The organism is Thermanaeromonas toyohensis ToBE (assembly GCF_900176005.1).
Taxonomy (GTDB): Bacteria; Bacillota; DSM-521; order Neomoorellales; family Neomoorellaceae; genus Thermanaeromonas; species Thermanaeromonas toyohensis.
Genome location: NZ_LT838272.1, coordinates 2,142,236 through 2,158,718, shown reverse-complemented (window position 1 = coordinate 2,158,718; position 16,483 = coordinate 2,142,236). Strand labels below are relative to the sequence as shown.

Here is a 16,483-nt window from a genome sequence, read left to right as displayed (position 1 = left end):
CACCTTTTTAGGTATCAAGTTTCTTCCAAGCAAGATATCCTGGCGCCGTTTCGCTGATTATACAATTTTGGCCAGGGAAAGCAAGTTTAAATGGTATGGTATAAAAATTGCCGGAGGTATTATTCAATGAGCCTAAAGCTCCTCCTAAACACGACCCCTCTATTGCACCCTTTAACAGGGATAGGAAATTACATCTTAAATTTAGCAGAGCAATTTAACCTCCTGGCTCCCGAAAATGAGTATCTTTATTTTTACAATGGCAGGGTGAGTCGCAGGCTTATAACCTACGAAACGTCAAAGCCATTACAGCAGTTTTACCGGCTCAAAGAAGTAGCAAAAAGCTGTCTCTCCACCATCCCTTTTGTCGAACAGGTGGCCAGACGGAGCTGGAACCTGCTCAAAACGATAAAAAAAGCATTGGGGCGTCCTTTAGACGTATACCAAGGTATAGATGTATACTTTGAACCTAATTTTATACTTTTAGACCTGCCTGCGAAAAAAAAAGTTGTAACAGTTCATGACCTATCTTTTTACCTCCATCCCGAGTGGTTTGTTGAGGGTGTGCTTCAGTTTAAAGAAGTATTCATAAAAAAACTCGGATATGCGGACAGGGTAATTACCGGTTCCAGAACAGTGAAAGAAGAGGTGTGCAATACCCTTAATTTACCTGAGGATAGGGTTGTAAGCATTTACAACGGGGTTGACCATAACCGTTTTAGAGAATATCCCAGAGATATGCTTATGGATTGGGCATATTTAAATAGACTACCGTCAAACTTTATTCTTTACGTCGGCAATATAGAACCCAGGAAGAACCTGTTAAAAGTGATAAAAGCGTACTCACTTCTTCCTCCCCATATAAAACGAGAGTATAAACTTGTATTGGTTGGCTTTAAGGGTTGGAAAAACCGTGAGGTAATGGAGGCTATCGCTTCTACAGAAAACGTGCTATACATTGGGTACGTTTCTGCCCAGGACTTGCCGTATTATTACAATTTAGCTTCCTTTTTTGTCTACATGTCACTGTACGAGGGATTTGGCCTCCCGCCGCTCGAAGCGATGGCTTGTGGGATACCTGTGCTGGTCTCAGATATACCGGTATTCAGGGAGATACTTTCCGATGCTGCCCTCTATGCGGATCCTTTAGATGTGGAGGAGATAGCCTCAAAGATGACCTTGCTTATAGAACAAGCTGATTTAAGAAGCAAGCTGGTCAAAAAAGGGAAGGAAAGAGCCGCCTTCTTTAATTGGGAAAAAACTGCTACTGACCATCTTAATCTCTTTTATACGTTGGTTGAGAGATGAGGTAAACGAGCCGTGAGAGTTGCGCTAATCTACCTAGGCAGGCTTGGCGGAGGTGCAGTATACAGCCTCGAGGTAGCAAGAGTCCTTGCCAAGAAGTGTGATTTAACTGCCTTCATTTCAGAGCAGGTAGAAAATCTAAATGCATGGGAAGAGTCAGGGATTAAGGTTATTACCGTCCCAACGTACAGGAATATGGGAGAGTTCTTCCTTTCTACTTTATTTTTCTACCGCTGGTGGAGGATAGCCTTAAAAATTAAGCAACTGAAGCCGGAAGTCCTTTACTACCCAATGATCCATTTGTGGACACCTTTAATTAACAGTTTTTTCCCTCGCATCCCAAAGGTTGTTACACTCCATGACCCGGTTTTGCACCTTGGGGAAAGGGACCTTTTCAGACGACTTGTGCAAATTGCGAGTATTCGCCAGGCCACGCGACTAATAATCTTGAGTAGGGTATTTGAGAATAATCTAGTAGGTAAGGGGATACCGCGCAACAAGATAGATATTATCCATCATGGTGTGTTTTCTTATTACTTGCGGTGGAAAAAGGGGGTCAAGCCCTCTTCTAGGGAAAAAACAATCTTATTTTTCGGGCGTATTATTCCGTATAAAGGGCTGGATGTACTCCTGCGGGCTTTTCCTAAAATAAAAGAAAAGGTGCCGGAGGCAAGGTTGATTATAGCGGGAAGCGGCGAATTAAAGCCCTACGCGCAACTCCTGGAAGGTTTGAACAACATAGAAGTAGTAAACAGGTGGATTGCAGAGGAGGAGGTTGCTGGCTTTTTTGAGCGAGCGAGTCTAGTAGTGCTTCCTTATAAGGAAGCTACCCAATCTGGTGTTATCCCTATAGCGTATTCTTTTGGCCTCCCCGTCGTCGCTACCAAGACAGGGGGTCTCGGAGAGCAGGTTATTCACGGGAACACTGGATACCTCGTGCCACCTTCTGAACCGGATGCCCTGGCCGAAGCTTGCATAAGGTTGCTCGAAGATGAGGCGCTCGCACGTGAGATGGGCACGGCAGGCTACCAAAAAGCAATGGAGGAGTGGAATTGGGATATTGTAGCGGAACGAGTCTACCACTCTTGCGTCAAGGCGAAGGACCTTGTTCTCAGTTCTGACTGAGGGGGAAAAACCTTGTATGTAGGAATTTGCGTCGTAGTGTGCAAGGGTTTATCAATACTCGTCGGAGTAAAAATGCTTAAAAAAGGTCGAAGCGGGAATCTCTCCAGACATTAGGGGAAGGTTTTACCTGCTATATCTTGGTCGCGTCGACCTGGGCAAGATACTTCACAGTTTTAAAAGATTTTGATCGTTGCAGACGTCAAAACCTGGGCTGCTCGTGCCTTCCTCGCCAGACGCTCTGGGTGCAATGCAGACAGCCTTTTGGCTGGCCCTGGCCCCCTTGGGAGTACTCAAAACCCAGGGGCTAGCCCTTTCTTTTGCCTATCAGGGCGGGCTTTATTTTTGTAGTAACAGGCAGAGTAGTAAAGTTTACGCCGATATTTTCTTAATAGATAGACTTAAATTAAGCCTAAAGTCTAAAGGGGAGGATCTCCTTTGCACAAAGCCTCAGTAGTGATCATGGCCGGTGGCCGGGGGGAGAGGTTCTGGCCTTACAGCCGTACTGACTACCCCAAGCAGTTCCTACAAGTAGTGGGGGAAGGTACCCTCCTGCAGCAAGCAGTTCGGCGGGCGCTAAGGCTGGTACCTTGGGAAGAGCTGTACATAGTTACCAGCGAGGAACTGGTAGATGCCGTAAGGCAGCAGGTACCCGAGATAAATCCCAAAAACATTATCCTAGAGCCTGTGGGCCGGGATACAGCGCCTTGCATTGGCCTGGCGGCCCTCTACCTTGCCCATAAGGACTCCGAGCAGGTCATGATAGTGCTGCCAGCAGACCACTTTATACCCGATGAAGATCGTTTCGCCGATACCCTGCACGTGGCCAAAGAGCTGGCCGGTAGCACAGACTTTTTAATCACTGTAGGCATCCGCCCCACCAGGCCGGAGACAGGTTACGGCTATATCCGCCTGGGCGAGCCCTACCCGGGAGAATGGGGCAAGCCTGTGTTCTGGGCAAAGGAATTCACCGAAAAGCCGAACCTCGAAAGAGCCCTTCTCTTTTTAAGCACCAATCAATACCTGTGGAACAGCGGGATGTTTATCTGGAAGGTAAAGGTGATACTTAAAGCCATCGAGCGCTACCTGCCCGAGCTTTTCCAGGGTTTAAAGCGTATAGAAGCTCACCTGGGAAGCGAGAGGGAAGCCGAGATACTGGCCCAAGAGTTCCCTGGGCTCCCCCGCATATCCATCGATTACGGCGTGATGGAGAAGGCAGATAGAGTTTTGGTGATCCCCGGGGATTTTGCCTGGGACGACCTGGGGACCTGGACGGCCCTGGAAAGGGTGTGCGAGCTTGACGGGCAAGGCAACCTCTTGCAAGCCCAGGCTGTGCTTATGGACACCGAAGGTAGCGTCATACGGGCCCAGAAAGAAGACAAACTAGTTGTCGCCTTCGGGGTAAAAAACACCCTCATCATTGACACCGAAGATGTGTTACTGGTAGCCGATAAATCCCGCGCCCCCCAGCTTAAAGAAGTTATTTTAGAGCTTAAACGCCGGGGTCTAGAACAGTATTTAACCTCCAAAACCGCAAGCAGCGGGGAAGGGGGCAGGCCCCAGGCTTTCGGGCTGGCCTTCTTGAGAGGCGGAGCTTTCCCCCATTGCCATATACAAGAAAAACCCTGGGGGCGGGAGGTATGGTGGAGCGTCACTGAAAAATATGTAGGCAAGGTGATATACGTCCGGGGAGGGCATTCTTTAAGCCGTCAGTACCACCGCCTGAAGCAAGAAACCATGATGTTCCTCTCTGGTGAGGGTATTTTAGAACTAGGGGAAGAGAAGATGTCCATTTACCCCGGATTAATTGTAGATATTTTACCGGGCACTATACATAGAGTTTCGGCCATTACCGATATTACTTTCCTAGAGGTATCCACACCCGAACTAGATGACGTAGTGCGGCTGCAAGATGAATACGGAAGGGTAGGGTAGAAAAAAGATGAATCCTTTAGTTTTCCGCGCTTATGATATAAGGGGCAAGGCTGAGGTAGACTTTCCCCCAGAAGAAGTAAAACTTTTGGGCCGGGCGCTGGCCACTTACTTTAAAAGCCGGGGAGAAAAGGAGGTAATAGTAGCCCGGGACAACCGGAAGCACTCCCCCCTTCTCCGCCAAAGCTTAATAGAAGGTCTTATAGCCGGTGGCTGCCGGGTGGTGGATATAGGGGAGAACCCCACCCCTGTCTTTTATTTTTCCCATCACTATTACGGCTTGACAGCCGGGGTCATGATCACCGCCAGCCATAACCCTCCGGAAGATAACGGGTTTAAAATATCCTCCGGGGGAACAACCATACATGGAGAGGAAATCCAAAAAATACGCCGCCTCCTGGAACAAAAAGAATTTGTGGGGGGAGAAGGCTATCTAGAGGAGAAAGACCCCAGGGAAGCCTACATAAGCTCTATAAAAGAGAGGATAAAGCTGGCTAGGCCCCTTAAGGTAGCAGTGGATGCAGGCAACGGAGTAGCCGGGCCCCTGGCGGTAGAGCTCCTTAAAGCCCTGGGCTGCGAGGTGATACCCCTATACTGCGAGCCTGACAGCACCTACCCCCACCACCATCCCGACCCCACCATCCCCGCCAACCTAAAAGATTTAAAAGAGGTGGTCCTTGCCGAGAGGGCCGACGTAGGCCTGGCCCTGGACGGGGACGGCGACCGGCTGGGGGTAATAGATGAGAAAGGAAACATCCTCTGGGGAGATATGCTGCAGATCCTTTTCTGGCGGGAGATACTGCCCCGTCATCCCGGGGCTCCGGCTATTGTAGAAGTCAAATGCTCGCAAGCACTGGTAGAAGAGATAGAAAGGTTAGGAGGCCGGCCCTTTTTCTATAAAACCGGCCACTCCTTAATCAAGGCCAAGATGCGGGAGATAGGCGCCCTCTTCACCGGTGAAATGTCCGGTCATTTCTTCTTTGCTGATGAGTATTACGGGTACGATGACGCCCTTTATGCGGCAGCGAGGCTCCTTCGACTTCTATCGCGGGAAGAAAGGCCCTTATCTTGCCTCTTGGAAGATGTGCCCAAGTATTACGCCACCCCCGAGACCCGCATACCCTGCCCGGATGAGCAAAAAGCAGAAGTTGTGGCGGGGATAGTTAAGCATTTTAAAGAAAGGGACTACGAGGTTATAGATGTGGATGGCGCAAGGGTTATATTCCCTAGTGGCTGGGGCCTGGTGCGGGCCTCCAATACCCAGCCGGTCCTGGTAGCCAGATGCGAGGCTAAGACAATAGGGGGGCTAAAGGAGATTTGTGCGATTATGCAGGAGGCGCTTCTTAAGTTTCCTGCTGTAGGAGCGTTTGAGTGGGAATATTTGACGCTAGAAAACTGATATGTTAAAATTATAACAAACTGTATCATTAAACGTATCATTAACATTACGATTGGGAGTTGATGACCGTGCGGATGGTAAACGTAACTGAGATAAGAACCGGCATCCGGGAAGTTCTTTCTGAACTGGCCAAGACCAGGGAACCTATCGTTGTCCTCCAGCGTTCCAGACCGGTGGCTTACTTGGTCGATCCCGAAACTTTTGAAAAGCTGTGGCATGCGGACGGGCGTGTTTCGCTTAGAGAAAGGAGACGGGAGATTTACGACAGAGTACTCTCGCTGAGGACCAAGATGGCTGGTAAGGCTACTAGACAGGAAGATTCTGTTTTGCTTCTCCGCAGGTTAAGAGAAGGGCAGGGGCGAAATGAGTAAGTATATGTGCCTGGATACTTCCGTGGTCATCAAGTTCCTTATTGAAGAACAGGGAAGTGATAAAGCTACTTTGCTTATAGATAGGATAATCAGAGAAGATGCACTTGTGGTTCTTCCTGCGTTTGCATGGGCCGAGGTGGGAAGTGTACTGCGGAAAAAATACAGGCGGGACGAGCTATCTTTAGAGGAAGCAGACGGCCTTTGGATGGAATTTCGGCAGTTCCCGGGCGTGGAGTACGTGAACGACGAAGAGATTGGCGAACGAGCATGGAAGTTAAGCTGCGAACTCGACCTACCCACGCTGTATGATGCGGCTTTCCTGGCTGTTGCGGAAGTGGTGGCGGAGAAGACGGGTGAGGAGTGCGAGTATTGGACGGCTGATGAAAAGCTTGTCAGCGCCATCGCAGGTAAGAAAAAATACGTGAAGTATTTGGAGGAGTTTCATTGAGTGTCGGTCTTCTTTCTAGCGAAGCTAGGACTTGTAAACAGTGATATTTGATACCTAGGCCCGAGCGAGGGATGGCTTGTGTGGACGTGGCCCTTGGCAAAGCAGGGTCCCCTTACCCTTCTGGTTGTAGGGCCTCAAGCGAGGCTTTGATGCGGGCGCGGCAGCTAGGAAACGAGGAGCCGCGCTTGTTTCAGATGCGGCAGGCTAAAGAGTGGGGATAGCTTAGCAGGATATTGCATTGATTTTACGTATTATTTTGCGTATGATAAACCTAAAAGGAGGTGCAACCCATGCTGCAATTCGACCTCGATAGCCTGGTAAGCGCAACCGCGCTGTCCAGGTCGCCGGGGAAATACCTGGCCAAGTGCAAGGAGAAGCCCCTGTTGATACTTAAAAACAACGAAGTGGAGGGGGTGCTGCTCAGCACAGAGGCTTATAGAGAACTGCTAGAAGCTTATGAACTCGTGCAGGATATGAAGCTGGCCCGCGAGATCTTCGAGCAGCCCACCGACAACCCTGAAGATAAAGACGTGTTTGAGATAATGCGGGAAATCGAAGAGCAGAAGGATGTATAGCGTTAAGCCCAAGAATGTTAACCGCTTCCGCCACGACTACGCAAGGCTCTCTCCCAAGGAACGTGAGAGGGTCCGATGTGCCTTAGAGGAATTGGCTGAAAACCCTCGGCCGCCGGGATGCATCTGCTTGGAAAAGAATTATTACAGGCTGCGAGTCGGGGATATCCGCATCCTTTACCAAATATTTGACGCTGAAAAACTAGTTCTTATAGGCGCGGTTAGCAGGCGTAACGAAAAGACTTATAAGGACTGGAAGCAATATTTCAAGTAAGCTATACCCGACCAAGTGCCCCTTGTATAGGGGTTAAAAGGTTATAAGAGAAAGCAGGGAATAAACTTGCCTGGCTTTCGAGGTAGGGTTCTTTTCTTAGCCACAGTCTACACCCACCTGGCTTCTTTTCATATACCATTCATGCAGCTTTTGCAAAACAAAGGCTATGAAGTACACGTAGCAGCTTCCCCTGATGAGGGAAGAAAAGAGGAGGTAGAGGCTATAGGGGTAAGGTGTTGGGATATTCCCTTTTCCCGCTCACCCTATAGCCTTAAAAATTGGCGCGCTTTTAAGGAATTATCCCGCCTGTTTGAGGTTTATCGCTTTGATCTTATCCATGTCCATACCCCCGTGGCCGCTTTTCTAGGGAGGTACCTGGCCAGAGCCCAAGGCCAGGGCCCAGTGCTTTATACCGCCCATGGATTTCACTTTTACCATGGTGCGCCTTTAAAAAACTGGCTTCTTTATTATCCCCTGGAGCGCCTGGCGGCCCCGCTAACGGACGGGCTTATAGTGATAAACGATGAAGACTACCAGGTCGCCCGAAGGATGGGCTTTAAACCGGGGAAAAACCTTTTTTATGTGCCCGGGGTGGGGGTAGATTTGGAAAAGTATACGGGGCCCCCGGGATCCGGCGCTTTAAGGAAGGAGCTAGGGATAAGCCAAGAGGAAATAGTTATAACCTGCATAGCGGAGTTTTCCCCGGTTAAAAACCATGCATTTTTATTAAAGGCGTGGGAAAAAGTAGCTTCCTCGATAACAGGGGTCCACCTGTGCCTTGTGGGGGAGGGAAAGCTTAGAAAGAGGCTGGAGCATAAAGTGCAAACTCTGGGGATACCTAGAGTTTATTTTTTAGGCTTCCGGCAAGACATACCTAAAGTGTTACAAGATACAGATATCTTTGTGCTGGTTTCGTGCCGCGAGGGGCTTCCCCGGGCCGTTATGGAAGCCATGGCCGCGGGAAAACCTGTAGTGGCGAGCAACGTGAGGGGCAACAGGGATTTAATAGAGCATGGCAGGACGGGCTTCCTGGTAGAGCTAGGGGATGTGGAAGGGCTGGCAGGGTATTTAGAGATGCTGGCACGGGATGAAAGTTTACGTTTAAGCTTTGGGGCAGCAGGCCGGGAGAAGATAAAAGATTACTCCTTGGAAAAAGCCCTCACTGAGATGGAGGCCATCTACAGTCGGTACCTCTTGTTTAAATGAGCTACCTAGGACCATCCGCTTGCGTATCGTGAGGAATATATTCCTTGACCGGGAGTGTGCCAGACGGGTAGAATGGAAGTGAGTGGCAGGTAACAAAAAGAAGGGTGTTACGCATGAAGGCCGAGGAATGGGCTCATTATTACAAGGAGAAATATCCTTTGTCATTTGCCAGGGACGATGATGATCTAACGTTGCGATATAAGAAGGCCTGGAAACTGGCAGGTGAGGCAGCGGCTCTCTTGAAGGAGCGGTTTGGAGCGAGGAAAGTTGTTGTATTTGGTTCTCTTACGGACCGTTCCAGGTTCAAGCGGTCATCGGATATTGACCTCGCCGCGTGGGGCATCCCAGACGAACGTTTCTATGCGGCAGTCGGAGCCGTAACCGGGTTGAGCGCGGAGTTTAAGGTGGACCTGGTAGACGCCATGGAGTGCCCGGAGCGCATACGCAGGGGCATCGAAAGTGAAGGGATTGAAGTATGAAGAAGAAGACTGGTGATGATTTCTACCTGGATAGTGTAGCTCTCAACTTGCACAGCTTCTATACTGCTATTGAAAAAATTTTTGAGATGATTGCCGATGCTGTTGACCAGAGCAAGCCATTGGGAGAAAACTGGCACCAGGCCTTGCTGCAGCAAATGGCTTCGGAGATTAAGTTAATACGTCCTCCGGTTATATCAAAGACAACAAGAGATGAACTGGATGACTATAGAGGGTTTCGCCATGTTGTGAGAAACGTATATGCATTCCATCTTTCTCCAGCGAAGATAGCTCCACTTGTGGAGAGTTTGCCAGAACTTTTTCGGCGTCTTCAGGTGGAACTAGAGGGTTTTCTCGAGTTCCTTGAGGCAGATGGCTAAAGTTGTGCTTTAAAGAAGCCACTAAGAAGGAAAAATTAACCTGTACGTCGAAAAAGCATGTAAGGTAGCAGGAAAGGGTAAAGAAAGGAAGGATAGTTTTTGCGGATTTTAGTCACCGGTGGTGCTGGATTTATAGGTTCCCACATAGTAGATGCTTTAATTACCCAAGGTCATGAGGTTATAGTGGTGGATAATTTAACTTCTGGCCGTAAAGAAAATATTAACCCGGCAGCGCGCTTCTACTTTATGGATATATGCTCTCCAGAGATGGAGGAGGTCTTCAGAAAGGAAAAGCCTGAGCTGGTGAATCATCACGCAGCCCAAATAGATGTGAGGCGTTCGGTAGCTGACCCTCATGAGGATGCCAGGGTAAACATAGTAGGGCTTTTAAACCTTCTTAAGAACTGTGTGCGTTATGGTGTGAAGGGGTTTATTTTCGCTTCCTCAGGCGGGGTGGTGTATGGAGAGCCGACCGAACTCCCCGTAAAGGAAGGGTACCCCAAGGGGCCGCTCTCCCCTTACGGGGTTAGCAAGCTGGCTTCAGAATACTATCTTTACTGTTTTGCTCAGGTACACGGGCTACCCTATATTACCTTGCGCTATGGGAATGTGTACGGTCCCCGGCAGGACCCTCACGGTGAAGCAGGAGTGGTGGCCATATTTGGCAACAAGATGCTTAAAGGTGAAACTCCTACTATCTATGGAGATGGAGAACAGTTACGCGACTATGTCTACGTGCAGGATGTGGTAAAGGCAAATCTCTTGGCTATGGAAAAACTCGCTAAAAAGTCCTATCCTTCCTTAGGAAAGGGTATAGATGGCCTGGCCTATAACATAGGTACGGGTAAAGGTACGTCGGTAAATGAGCTTTTCCACCTACTTAAGAAGGTTATAGGTTATCAAGGCGAGGCAATATATGGGCCTACGCGCGCTGGAGAGCTAAAAAGAATATATTTAGACTGCAGCAAAGCCTGGCAGGAGCTCGGCTGGAGGGCAGAAGTAAAGCTTGAGGAAGGGCTTAAACACACTGTGCAAAGTTTAACACCGGAAATCCGCTAATGCCAAGTAGTTCGCTTAATTCCTTGCCAAGATGGAGGCCATCTACAACTGCTATCTCTTCTAGAAAAGGGCCTCATAAAGGAGGAAAAATTAACCTGTATGTCGAAAAAGGAAAGGGGATGAGGGAACGGGTGTAAAATGGAGGCTAATCTTAGATGCGCTGGACTAAGGTGGGCAAAGTTTTAGGCGATTTAGCCTGTGTGCATTGCGGGTACATAGCAGCCTTTCTTATCCGTTTCCATGGGAGCCTACCGGAGGCCAATTTTAAAGCCTATCTTGCGGTTGCACCCTATCTTTCTTTAGCAGCCCTTATTCTCCTTCACAGTTATGGTTTGTTCTCCAGCCAGAGGCGGCGCTGGGCGGAAGTTTTCTCTTCCTTGGTATGTGTAGTAACCCTTCTTTTGCCGATAGGTTTAAGTACTTCTTACCTCTTCCAGACCTACGCTTTTCCCCGGTCTATTTTCCTCTTGGCTGCTCCTTTTCATTTGTTTTTCCTTATTTTGTGGCGGCGCTTTGTGTGGGCCTGGTCCCTGGCCAGGCAAGGTCCCCTTACCCTTTTAGTGGTGGGGCCTAAAGAGGAGGCGTTGATGCGGGCTAAGCTTTTGCAAAGCCAGGAGCCGTACCTTTTCCAGGTGGCGGGAGTAGTAACGGATGTTACCCTTGATAAAGGGGGGGAGGGGCAACCCGACATCCCTTGGCTGGGTACCTATGCCGAGCTAGTTGCAAGCCTTAAACATGCAGGGCCCAAGGGGGTTCTCCTATGTTCAGGTTTACCCCGGGAAGAGAGAGCTAAGATTCTTAAAAAAGCTGTGGAAGAAGATCTAGCCATTTTTCTCATACCGGATCTAGAGGATATCTTCCTCGCTGGTGCTTCCCTGGAACAGATCGACGGCATCCCGGTCTTTAGGATTCCTAGGATACAGGAGGAGGCCGCTTTAGGGTGGAAGAGGTTACTGGATATAGTGATGGGGTTACTTTTGCTTGGGCCAGCGCTGCCGGTAATGCTTTTGGCGGCCCTAGCTTTAAAACTGGAAAACCCCCACTGGCCTGTGTTTTATATGCAGGAGAGGGTGGGTAAAGGTGGACGGGTGTTCCGCCTTATTAAGCTTAGGACTATGATTCCAGGAGCGGAGGAAGAGACAGGGCCCACCTTAGCCACCCCAGATGACCCCCGGCTTACCAGAGTGGGGCGATTCTTACGGGCTACCCGGATTGATGAGCTTCCCCAGCTCTGGAACGTGCTTAAAGGGGAGATGAGTTTTGTGGGGCCACGGCCGGAGAGGCCTTATTTTGTAGAGCAGCTTAAAAAAGAGATACCGGGCTACCACCTGCGGCATCATCTCCCAGCAGGCATTACGGGCTTAGCCCAGGTGGAAGGAAGGTATAGCACCCCGCCAGAGGACAAGCTAAGGTATGATCTGATGTATGGCAAGAGCGCTTCCCTCCTTACTGACCTGCGCATAATCTTGCGCACTTTGAGCGTCATTATGCTGCGGGATAAGGCGAGCTAACTGTGGCGTATTGGGTCATGATAGGGGGGTCATTATAGGGGCAGCAAGATATTATCTACGAAAATGCTTTTGGGCTTTAGAATATTTTTTAGGCCCCATTATACAAAACTGCTGGGATGATGGGCGGTAGACGAAAATCCTTACGTCAGGCTTTTCCCTCAGGCAAATAAGGGCTAGAAAATCGTGCAGGGTAAGTTGCCTTCACTGAAGGAAAATTACGGTATATGTCGAATAAATCATTCCAGGTGAAGAGAAGATGAAAATCCCGTTTGTAGTTTGGCTGTTGCAGGGGTTGCCTGAGGCTATCGGAATAGCAGCCCTTATGTACTCCGTTGCCGGTCTGGGTTTCCCGTGGCGTTCCATCTTACCTGTTGGTGTTCTTTTTGGTGTAACCTTTTACTTGATACGTTGGCTTCCTATATCTTTTGGCATTCATACTTTACTAAACTTTTTATTTACTATAGTGGTCTTTAGAAAAGCCACCTCCTGCAGTTTAGCCCTAGCTATAAGAAGTGGATTGGCAGCATTAGTCACTGTGGTCATAGCGGATACGGTATTTCTCCCGCTCTTTGTCTGGGCTTCGGGACTAACGTTTGAGGAGATTTACGGAAATATCTGGCTGAGGGCGCTGTCAGGCTGGCCTAATGTGTTACTGCTCTTGCTGGTAGCAACATTGGCTACCAAAATCCATAATAAGCGGCTTAAAAAGGAGCCAGGCGTTTAAGAGATGAGTATCAATAAAGCGGCCCACAGCTTGGCCAGGTATTTGAGCACGGAACTAAAAACCACAAAGGCACAGGAAGAAGTCTTAGCGTATGGTTTGGAGTTGATTTTCCTGGGAGCCATCGGGCTACTGGCTGTAGCCCTCGCGGGTTACCTGGTGGGGGCTCCGGCCGAGACCTTGGCAGCTCTAATTTCGGCCAGCTTATTGAGGCTTCCTGGTGGAGGAATACATCTAAGTTCACCGGTTAAGTGCTTATCTTTTACCGCGGTAATCTTCAGTATTATGGGGTTTCTAAGCCGCGGGATAACAGGATATTCGCTTGATAAGCCCTACATAGCGTTTGCGATCCTTTTTAGTGGCCTGTTAAGTTTAGCTGCCAGCTTCTGGCAGGCCCCTGTAACGAGTCCTACCAAGCCGATAAATTCACCTGTTATACGGCGCAGGTTACGCAGAACCGCCGTGGGAGTTTCTATAGTAGTTCCCCTCCTTTTGCTTCTTATTAGTAGTCGGTGGCCTTCCCTGGCCCTGGCCGGGGCTGTAGGCCTGGCCTGGCAGGGCGCTATAATTTTTCTTGCCAGTATCCTTTACAATAAGGAGGTGAGATGGGGATGAGGCGTTTAACCGTGCTGTTACTGGCGGCACTTGCCTTTGCGGCCACTTTTTTGGCCTACATAAATGCTGCTTCAGCGTGCTACTATCTAGCCTATGAGCCTGAAGTACCACGAATGTTAAGAAAGTAAATTGAGAGTCTAGAGAGGTGGGATCACCTCTCTAGAAAATTTTTAGGGAAGGTTTATTATGGACTGGAAGGAAGAACGTAGCAAGCGACTAGCGGAATATATACTGTTCTTTCACCTGTGCGCCTTGACCGTTATGGCTATAGCTATAATGAGCACCTTGGGAGTACCTTTCAGGCTATATATAATATATCGTTATTGGTCGATATTGGGTATTATTTTAGGTACTTTTGCTTTAAGTGGAATGCTATATTTTGCCAAAAATAGTTTAACTGTATTCACTTCTAGCGAATCCCCAAATATTATTAGCGTGATATTGAGTTTTCTCCTTTTAATTTTTACCGCAGTTATTGTGTTTATTTTAGATCTAAAGGGAAGCTCTTTTAAAATACTTTACTTTGTACCAGTAATATACGCGGCTATAAATCACGGGCGGAAATGGGGTATCATATTTTCTTGTTTATGCCTTGCCCCCATATTAGTTATTGACTTGTTACATGCTTTTTTTACAGAGATCAATAAGACTTTTGAAGCTGACTTAATCCTTAGTCTAATTATGTTTATCGCGGCCTGGCTTATCGGGGGTTTTATCGATATAGAAAGGGAAACCATAAAGAAACTAGCAGAACTGGCTAATAAAGACGACCTTACAGGGTTATGGAATAAACGTTATTTTTACCAGGTGTTAGAGGAACTGTTTGCTTGGGCTATAAAGGAAAATGCCAACCTCTCTTTGATTTTTGCCGATGTTGACTACTTTAAAACGTACAATGACGCTTTGGGGCACCTTCAAGGGGACGAGGCTTTAAAGAAAATTGGTGAGATAATATGCCGTAAAAGTCCTCCCGGAGCCGTAGCTGTGCGTTATGGCGGAGAAGAGTTTGCCATAATTTTACCCGGATACTCCAGCCAAGAGGCGCTGGCTGTGGCTGAACAAATACGTAAGGAAGTGGAAAATTATCCTTTCTTCGGTAAAGAATATCAGCCTGCCCAAAAGGTTACTTTATCCCTTGGCATTGCTACTTACCCTGTTCACGCCAACACGCCTAAGGAGCTTATTAGCCGTGCCGATGATGCACTTTTCCGTGCCAAACTGGGTCGTAAAAACAGAACAGAAATTTATTTTTCTGTACTCGACGAGCTATGTAATTCCCATACCAGCACCGATGAAGACCTGCTCCATACTCTAAAAACCCTTCTAAGTGTGATTCATGCCAAGGATCGATATACTCGTGGGCATTCAGAACGGGTTACAAAGTATGCGGTCATTGTCGGGGAGTATCTAGGTCTGCCCCAAGAAGACCTCCAAACTATAAAGCTCAGCGCCTTTCTCCATGATATAGGTAAGATAGAGATAGAGCGAGAGCTTTTAAACAAGGCAACTCCTTTAAGCGAAGAAGAACGTTCTATTTTTAAGCAGCACCCCATATGGGGAGCTGAAATAGTTCGCTGTGTACCGCCTTTAGCAAAATGTGCTCCTATAATTATCGCTCATCATGAGAATTTTGATGGTTCGGGTTATCCCTTCAGGCGGAAAGGTGAGTTAATACCTCTTGGCGCTAGGATTCTGCGAGTGGTCGATAGCTTTGATGCTATGACAACGAACAGACCGTATCGCCGAGCCCTAACTATTAACGAGGCTTTAGAGGAATTGAAGCGAGGAGCTGGCACCTTATATGATCCAGATGTTGTAGCGGCCTTTTTGAATGTTTCTAAACAAATTATTTACCTGGCTGCGGTTTAATTGTTTTGGGTGGCTCGTCTGGGATTGCGCGCTTGCATTCGGGAGCCCTTGCCTGGACACTTCGGAAGTTACGCCAGGTGTATCACCGGTACATATTACTTCTGACCCATGTTATTTCTCACCTCTGGGAACTGGTGGGGGCTGACCGGGCTCTGCCGATCTGTTGCAGGAACTTCCGCCCGAAAACCAAAACGTAACCGAAATACCCCAGGACCCACATCAACGAAGGATTCCCGTCGTAACCGATAAAGGCATGCAGAACCCGTCCCAGGAGGCCTTCTTCATCAATAATGCCGTTGGTGTTCCATACTTCACTGATAATAGGAGGGACAAGACCAAGTTCATGGGAGGCCAATATTGCGTGCCCTACCAGGCCTGCGGCAATGAAGATCAAGAGAAACCCGGTCACCAGGAAAAACTTGCGCAGGTTCAGGCGAACGGCTGCCCTGAAGAAAGCGAAGGCGACCAGTGCAGCAACAGCCAACCCTAAAAGCGCTCCCGGGAGGAGGCTGCCGGTTTCGGAACTGCCCGCCAGGGCGGTGAGGAATAGCGCTGTCTCCAGTCCCTCCCGCAATACCGATACGAAAGCCAGTCCGGCCAGGGCCAGGACGTTATTGGCCGACAAGGCGGCGTTTACCTGGTTTTCCAAGTCTGATTTGATGGTAAGGCTCTGCTGTTGCATCCAGAGGACCATATATGTCAATACTCCTACCGCCACGAGGGAGATAACCATTTCAAACACCAGCGCACTGGTCCCTTCGAATTGCACAGCCAGCAACTGAAAAACCCACGCCAGTGTCACGCTGGATGTTAACGCAGCAAAAAAGCCTAACCAGATATGTTTGGCAAACCGTTCCTGGCCAATCTTTTTTAAGTAACCTAATAGAATCCCAACGATTAAAAAAGCCTCTAAACCCTCCCGGATAGTAATCAACATCCCTGCCAGCACCAGTAAACCCTCCCTGAGTATGATAATTATTTTCATCTCTACAATATACCCATCGGGGGTATAGAGTCAATACCTATTTGTTGTAGTATAAAAACGCTTGTTCCTTTTAATGATGCGCTATGGGGGTGGGTGTTGCGGAGGTCACGGACACGGCGGATACCGCAGGCACGGCGAAGTAGCGGATGCTCATAGTCACCATCAGGAAGGGGCCGGTACACAGAAGCAAAAAACAGAATAGTTACAAGCCAGGCCTAGGGTCCTACTTGAGCCAAAGCAT

General features: G+C 48.5%; 18 protein-coding genes. 17 read left to right on the top strand and 1 reads right to left on the bottom strand.

Annotation, left to right across the window (positions count from 1 at the left end; translation table 11 throughout):
• Positions 1–126 precede the first annotated feature (126 nt).
• From B9A14_RS11175 to B9A14_RS11090, 17 genes are all read left to right on the top strand, one after another.
• On the top strand, positions 127–1,305 hold the full coding sequence (locus B9A14_RS11175; RefSeq protein ID WP_172839138.1) for a glycosyltransferase family 4 protein: 1,179 nt from the start codon (positions 127–129) through the stop codon (positions 1,303–1,305).
• 12 nt (positions 1,306–1,317) lie between these two features.
• Positions 1,318–2,427, top strand: a complete 1,110-nt coding sequence (locus B9A14_RS11170; RefSeq protein WP_084665771.1) for a glycosyltransferase family 4 protein — start codon at positions 1,318–1,320, stop codon at positions 2,425–2,427.
• A gap of 435 nt (positions 2,428–2,862) precedes the next feature.
• Entirely contained in the window at positions 2,863–4,359 is a 1,497-nt protein-coding gene (locus tag B9A14_RS11160; protein WP_084665769.1) for a mannose-1-phosphate guanylyltransferase, read from the top strand.
• A gap of 7 nt (positions 4,360–4,366) precedes the next feature.
• Positions 4,367–5,755, top strand: a complete 1,389-nt coding sequence (locus B9A14_RS11155) for a phosphomannomutase/phosphoglucomutase (RefSeq protein WP_084665768.1) — start codon at positions 4,367–4,369, stop codon at positions 5,753–5,755.
• 74 nt (positions 5,756–5,829) lie between these two features.
• A complete protein-coding gene (locus tag B9A14_RS11150; protein ID WP_231968016.1) occupies positions 5,830–6,126 on the top strand; it encodes a type II toxin-antitoxin system Phd/YefM family antitoxin in 297 nt (98 codons plus the stop codon).
• Complete coding sequence (locus B9A14_RS11145; RefSeq protein WP_084665766.1) at positions 6,119–6,574, top strand: type II toxin-antitoxin system VapC family toxin; 456 nt, start codon at positions 6,119–6,121, stop codon at positions 6,572–6,574. Before B9A14_RS11150 ends, B9A14_RS11145 begins: the two co-directional genes overlap by 8 nt.
• Positions 6,575–6,864: 290 nt before the next feature.
• Complete coding sequence (locus B9A14_RS11140) at positions 6,865–7,149, top strand: type II toxin-antitoxin system Phd/YefM family antitoxin (protein WP_084665765.1); 285 nt, start codon at positions 6,865–6,867, stop codon at positions 7,147–7,149.
• Positions 7,142–7,420 (top strand): type II toxin-antitoxin system RelE family toxin, encoded by a 279-nt coding sequence (locus tag B9A14_RS11135; RefSeq protein WP_084665764.1) that lies wholly within the window; start codon positions 7,142–7,144, stop codon positions 7,418–7,420. Before B9A14_RS11140 ends, B9A14_RS11135 begins: the two co-directional genes overlap by 8 nt.
• A gap of 66 nt (positions 7,421–7,486) precedes the next feature.
• Positions 7,487–8,626, top strand: coding sequence for a glycosyltransferase family 4 protein (locus B9A14_RS11130; RefSeq protein WP_157109937.1), 1,140 nt, complete (start codon positions 7,487–7,489; stop codon positions 8,624–8,626).
• Positions 8,627–8,739: 113 nt separating this feature from the next.
• Complete coding sequence (locus B9A14_RS11125; protein WP_084665762.1) at positions 8,740–9,105, top strand: nucleotidyltransferase family protein; 366 nt, start codon at positions 8,740–8,742, stop codon at positions 9,103–9,105.
• The gene (locus tag B9A14_RS11120; RefSeq protein WP_084665761.1) at positions 9,102–9,482 is read left to right on the top strand and encodes a ribonuclease toxin HepT-like protein; all 381 of its coding nucleotides are present in this window, start codon (positions 9,102–9,104) and stop codon (positions 9,480–9,482) included. The genes B9A14_RS11125 and B9A14_RS11120 overlap by 4 nt, the downstream gene beginning before the upstream one ends.
• 99 nt (positions 9,483–9,581) lie before the next feature.
• On the top strand, positions 9,582–10,541 hold the full coding sequence (locus tag B9A14_RS11115; protein ID WP_084665760.1) for an NAD-dependent epimerase/dehydratase family protein: 960 nt from the start codon (positions 9,582–9,584) through the stop codon (positions 10,539–10,541).
• Between the two features lie 155 nt (positions 10,542–10,696).
• A complete protein-coding gene (locus B9A14_RS11110; protein WP_084665759.1) occupies positions 10,697–12,052 on the top strand; it encodes a sugar transferase in 1,356 nt (451 codons plus the stop codon).
• A 256-nt stretch (positions 12,053–12,308) separates the two neighbouring features.
• Positions 12,309–12,776, top strand: coding sequence for a hypothetical protein (locus B9A14_RS11105; RefSeq protein WP_084665758.1), 468 nt, complete (start codon positions 12,309–12,311; stop codon positions 12,774–12,776).
• 3 nt (positions 12,777–12,779) lie between these two features.
• Positions 12,780–13,388, top strand: coding sequence for an accessory gene regulator ArgB-like protein (locus tag B9A14_RS11100; protein ID WP_084665757.1), 609 nt, complete (start codon positions 12,780–12,782; stop codon positions 13,386–13,388).
• On the top strand, positions 13,385–13,516 hold the full coding sequence (locus tag B9A14_RS11095; RefSeq protein ID WP_157109936.1) for a cyclic lactone autoinducer peptide: 132 nt from the start codon (positions 13,385–13,387) through the stop codon (positions 13,514–13,516). The genes B9A14_RS11100 and B9A14_RS11095 overlap by 4 nt, the downstream gene beginning before the upstream one ends.
• 58 nt (positions 13,517–13,574) lie before the next feature.
• On the top strand, positions 13,575–15,257 hold the full coding sequence (locus tag B9A14_RS11090; RefSeq protein ID WP_084665755.1) for a bifunctional diguanylate cyclase/phosphohydrolase: 1,683 nt from the start codon (positions 13,575–13,577) through the stop codon (positions 15,255–15,257).
• A gap of 118 nt (positions 15,258–15,375) precedes the next feature.
• On the opposite strand, the gene B9A14_RS11085 is transcribed toward B9A14_RS11090, so the two are convergent.
• Positions 15,376–16,206 (bottom strand): FTR1 family iron permease, encoded by an 831-nt coding sequence (locus tag B9A14_RS11085; protein WP_084665754.1) that lies wholly within the window; start codon positions 16,204–16,206, stop codon positions 15,376–15,378.
• Between the last annotated feature and the right edge of the window lie 277 nt (positions 16,207–16,483).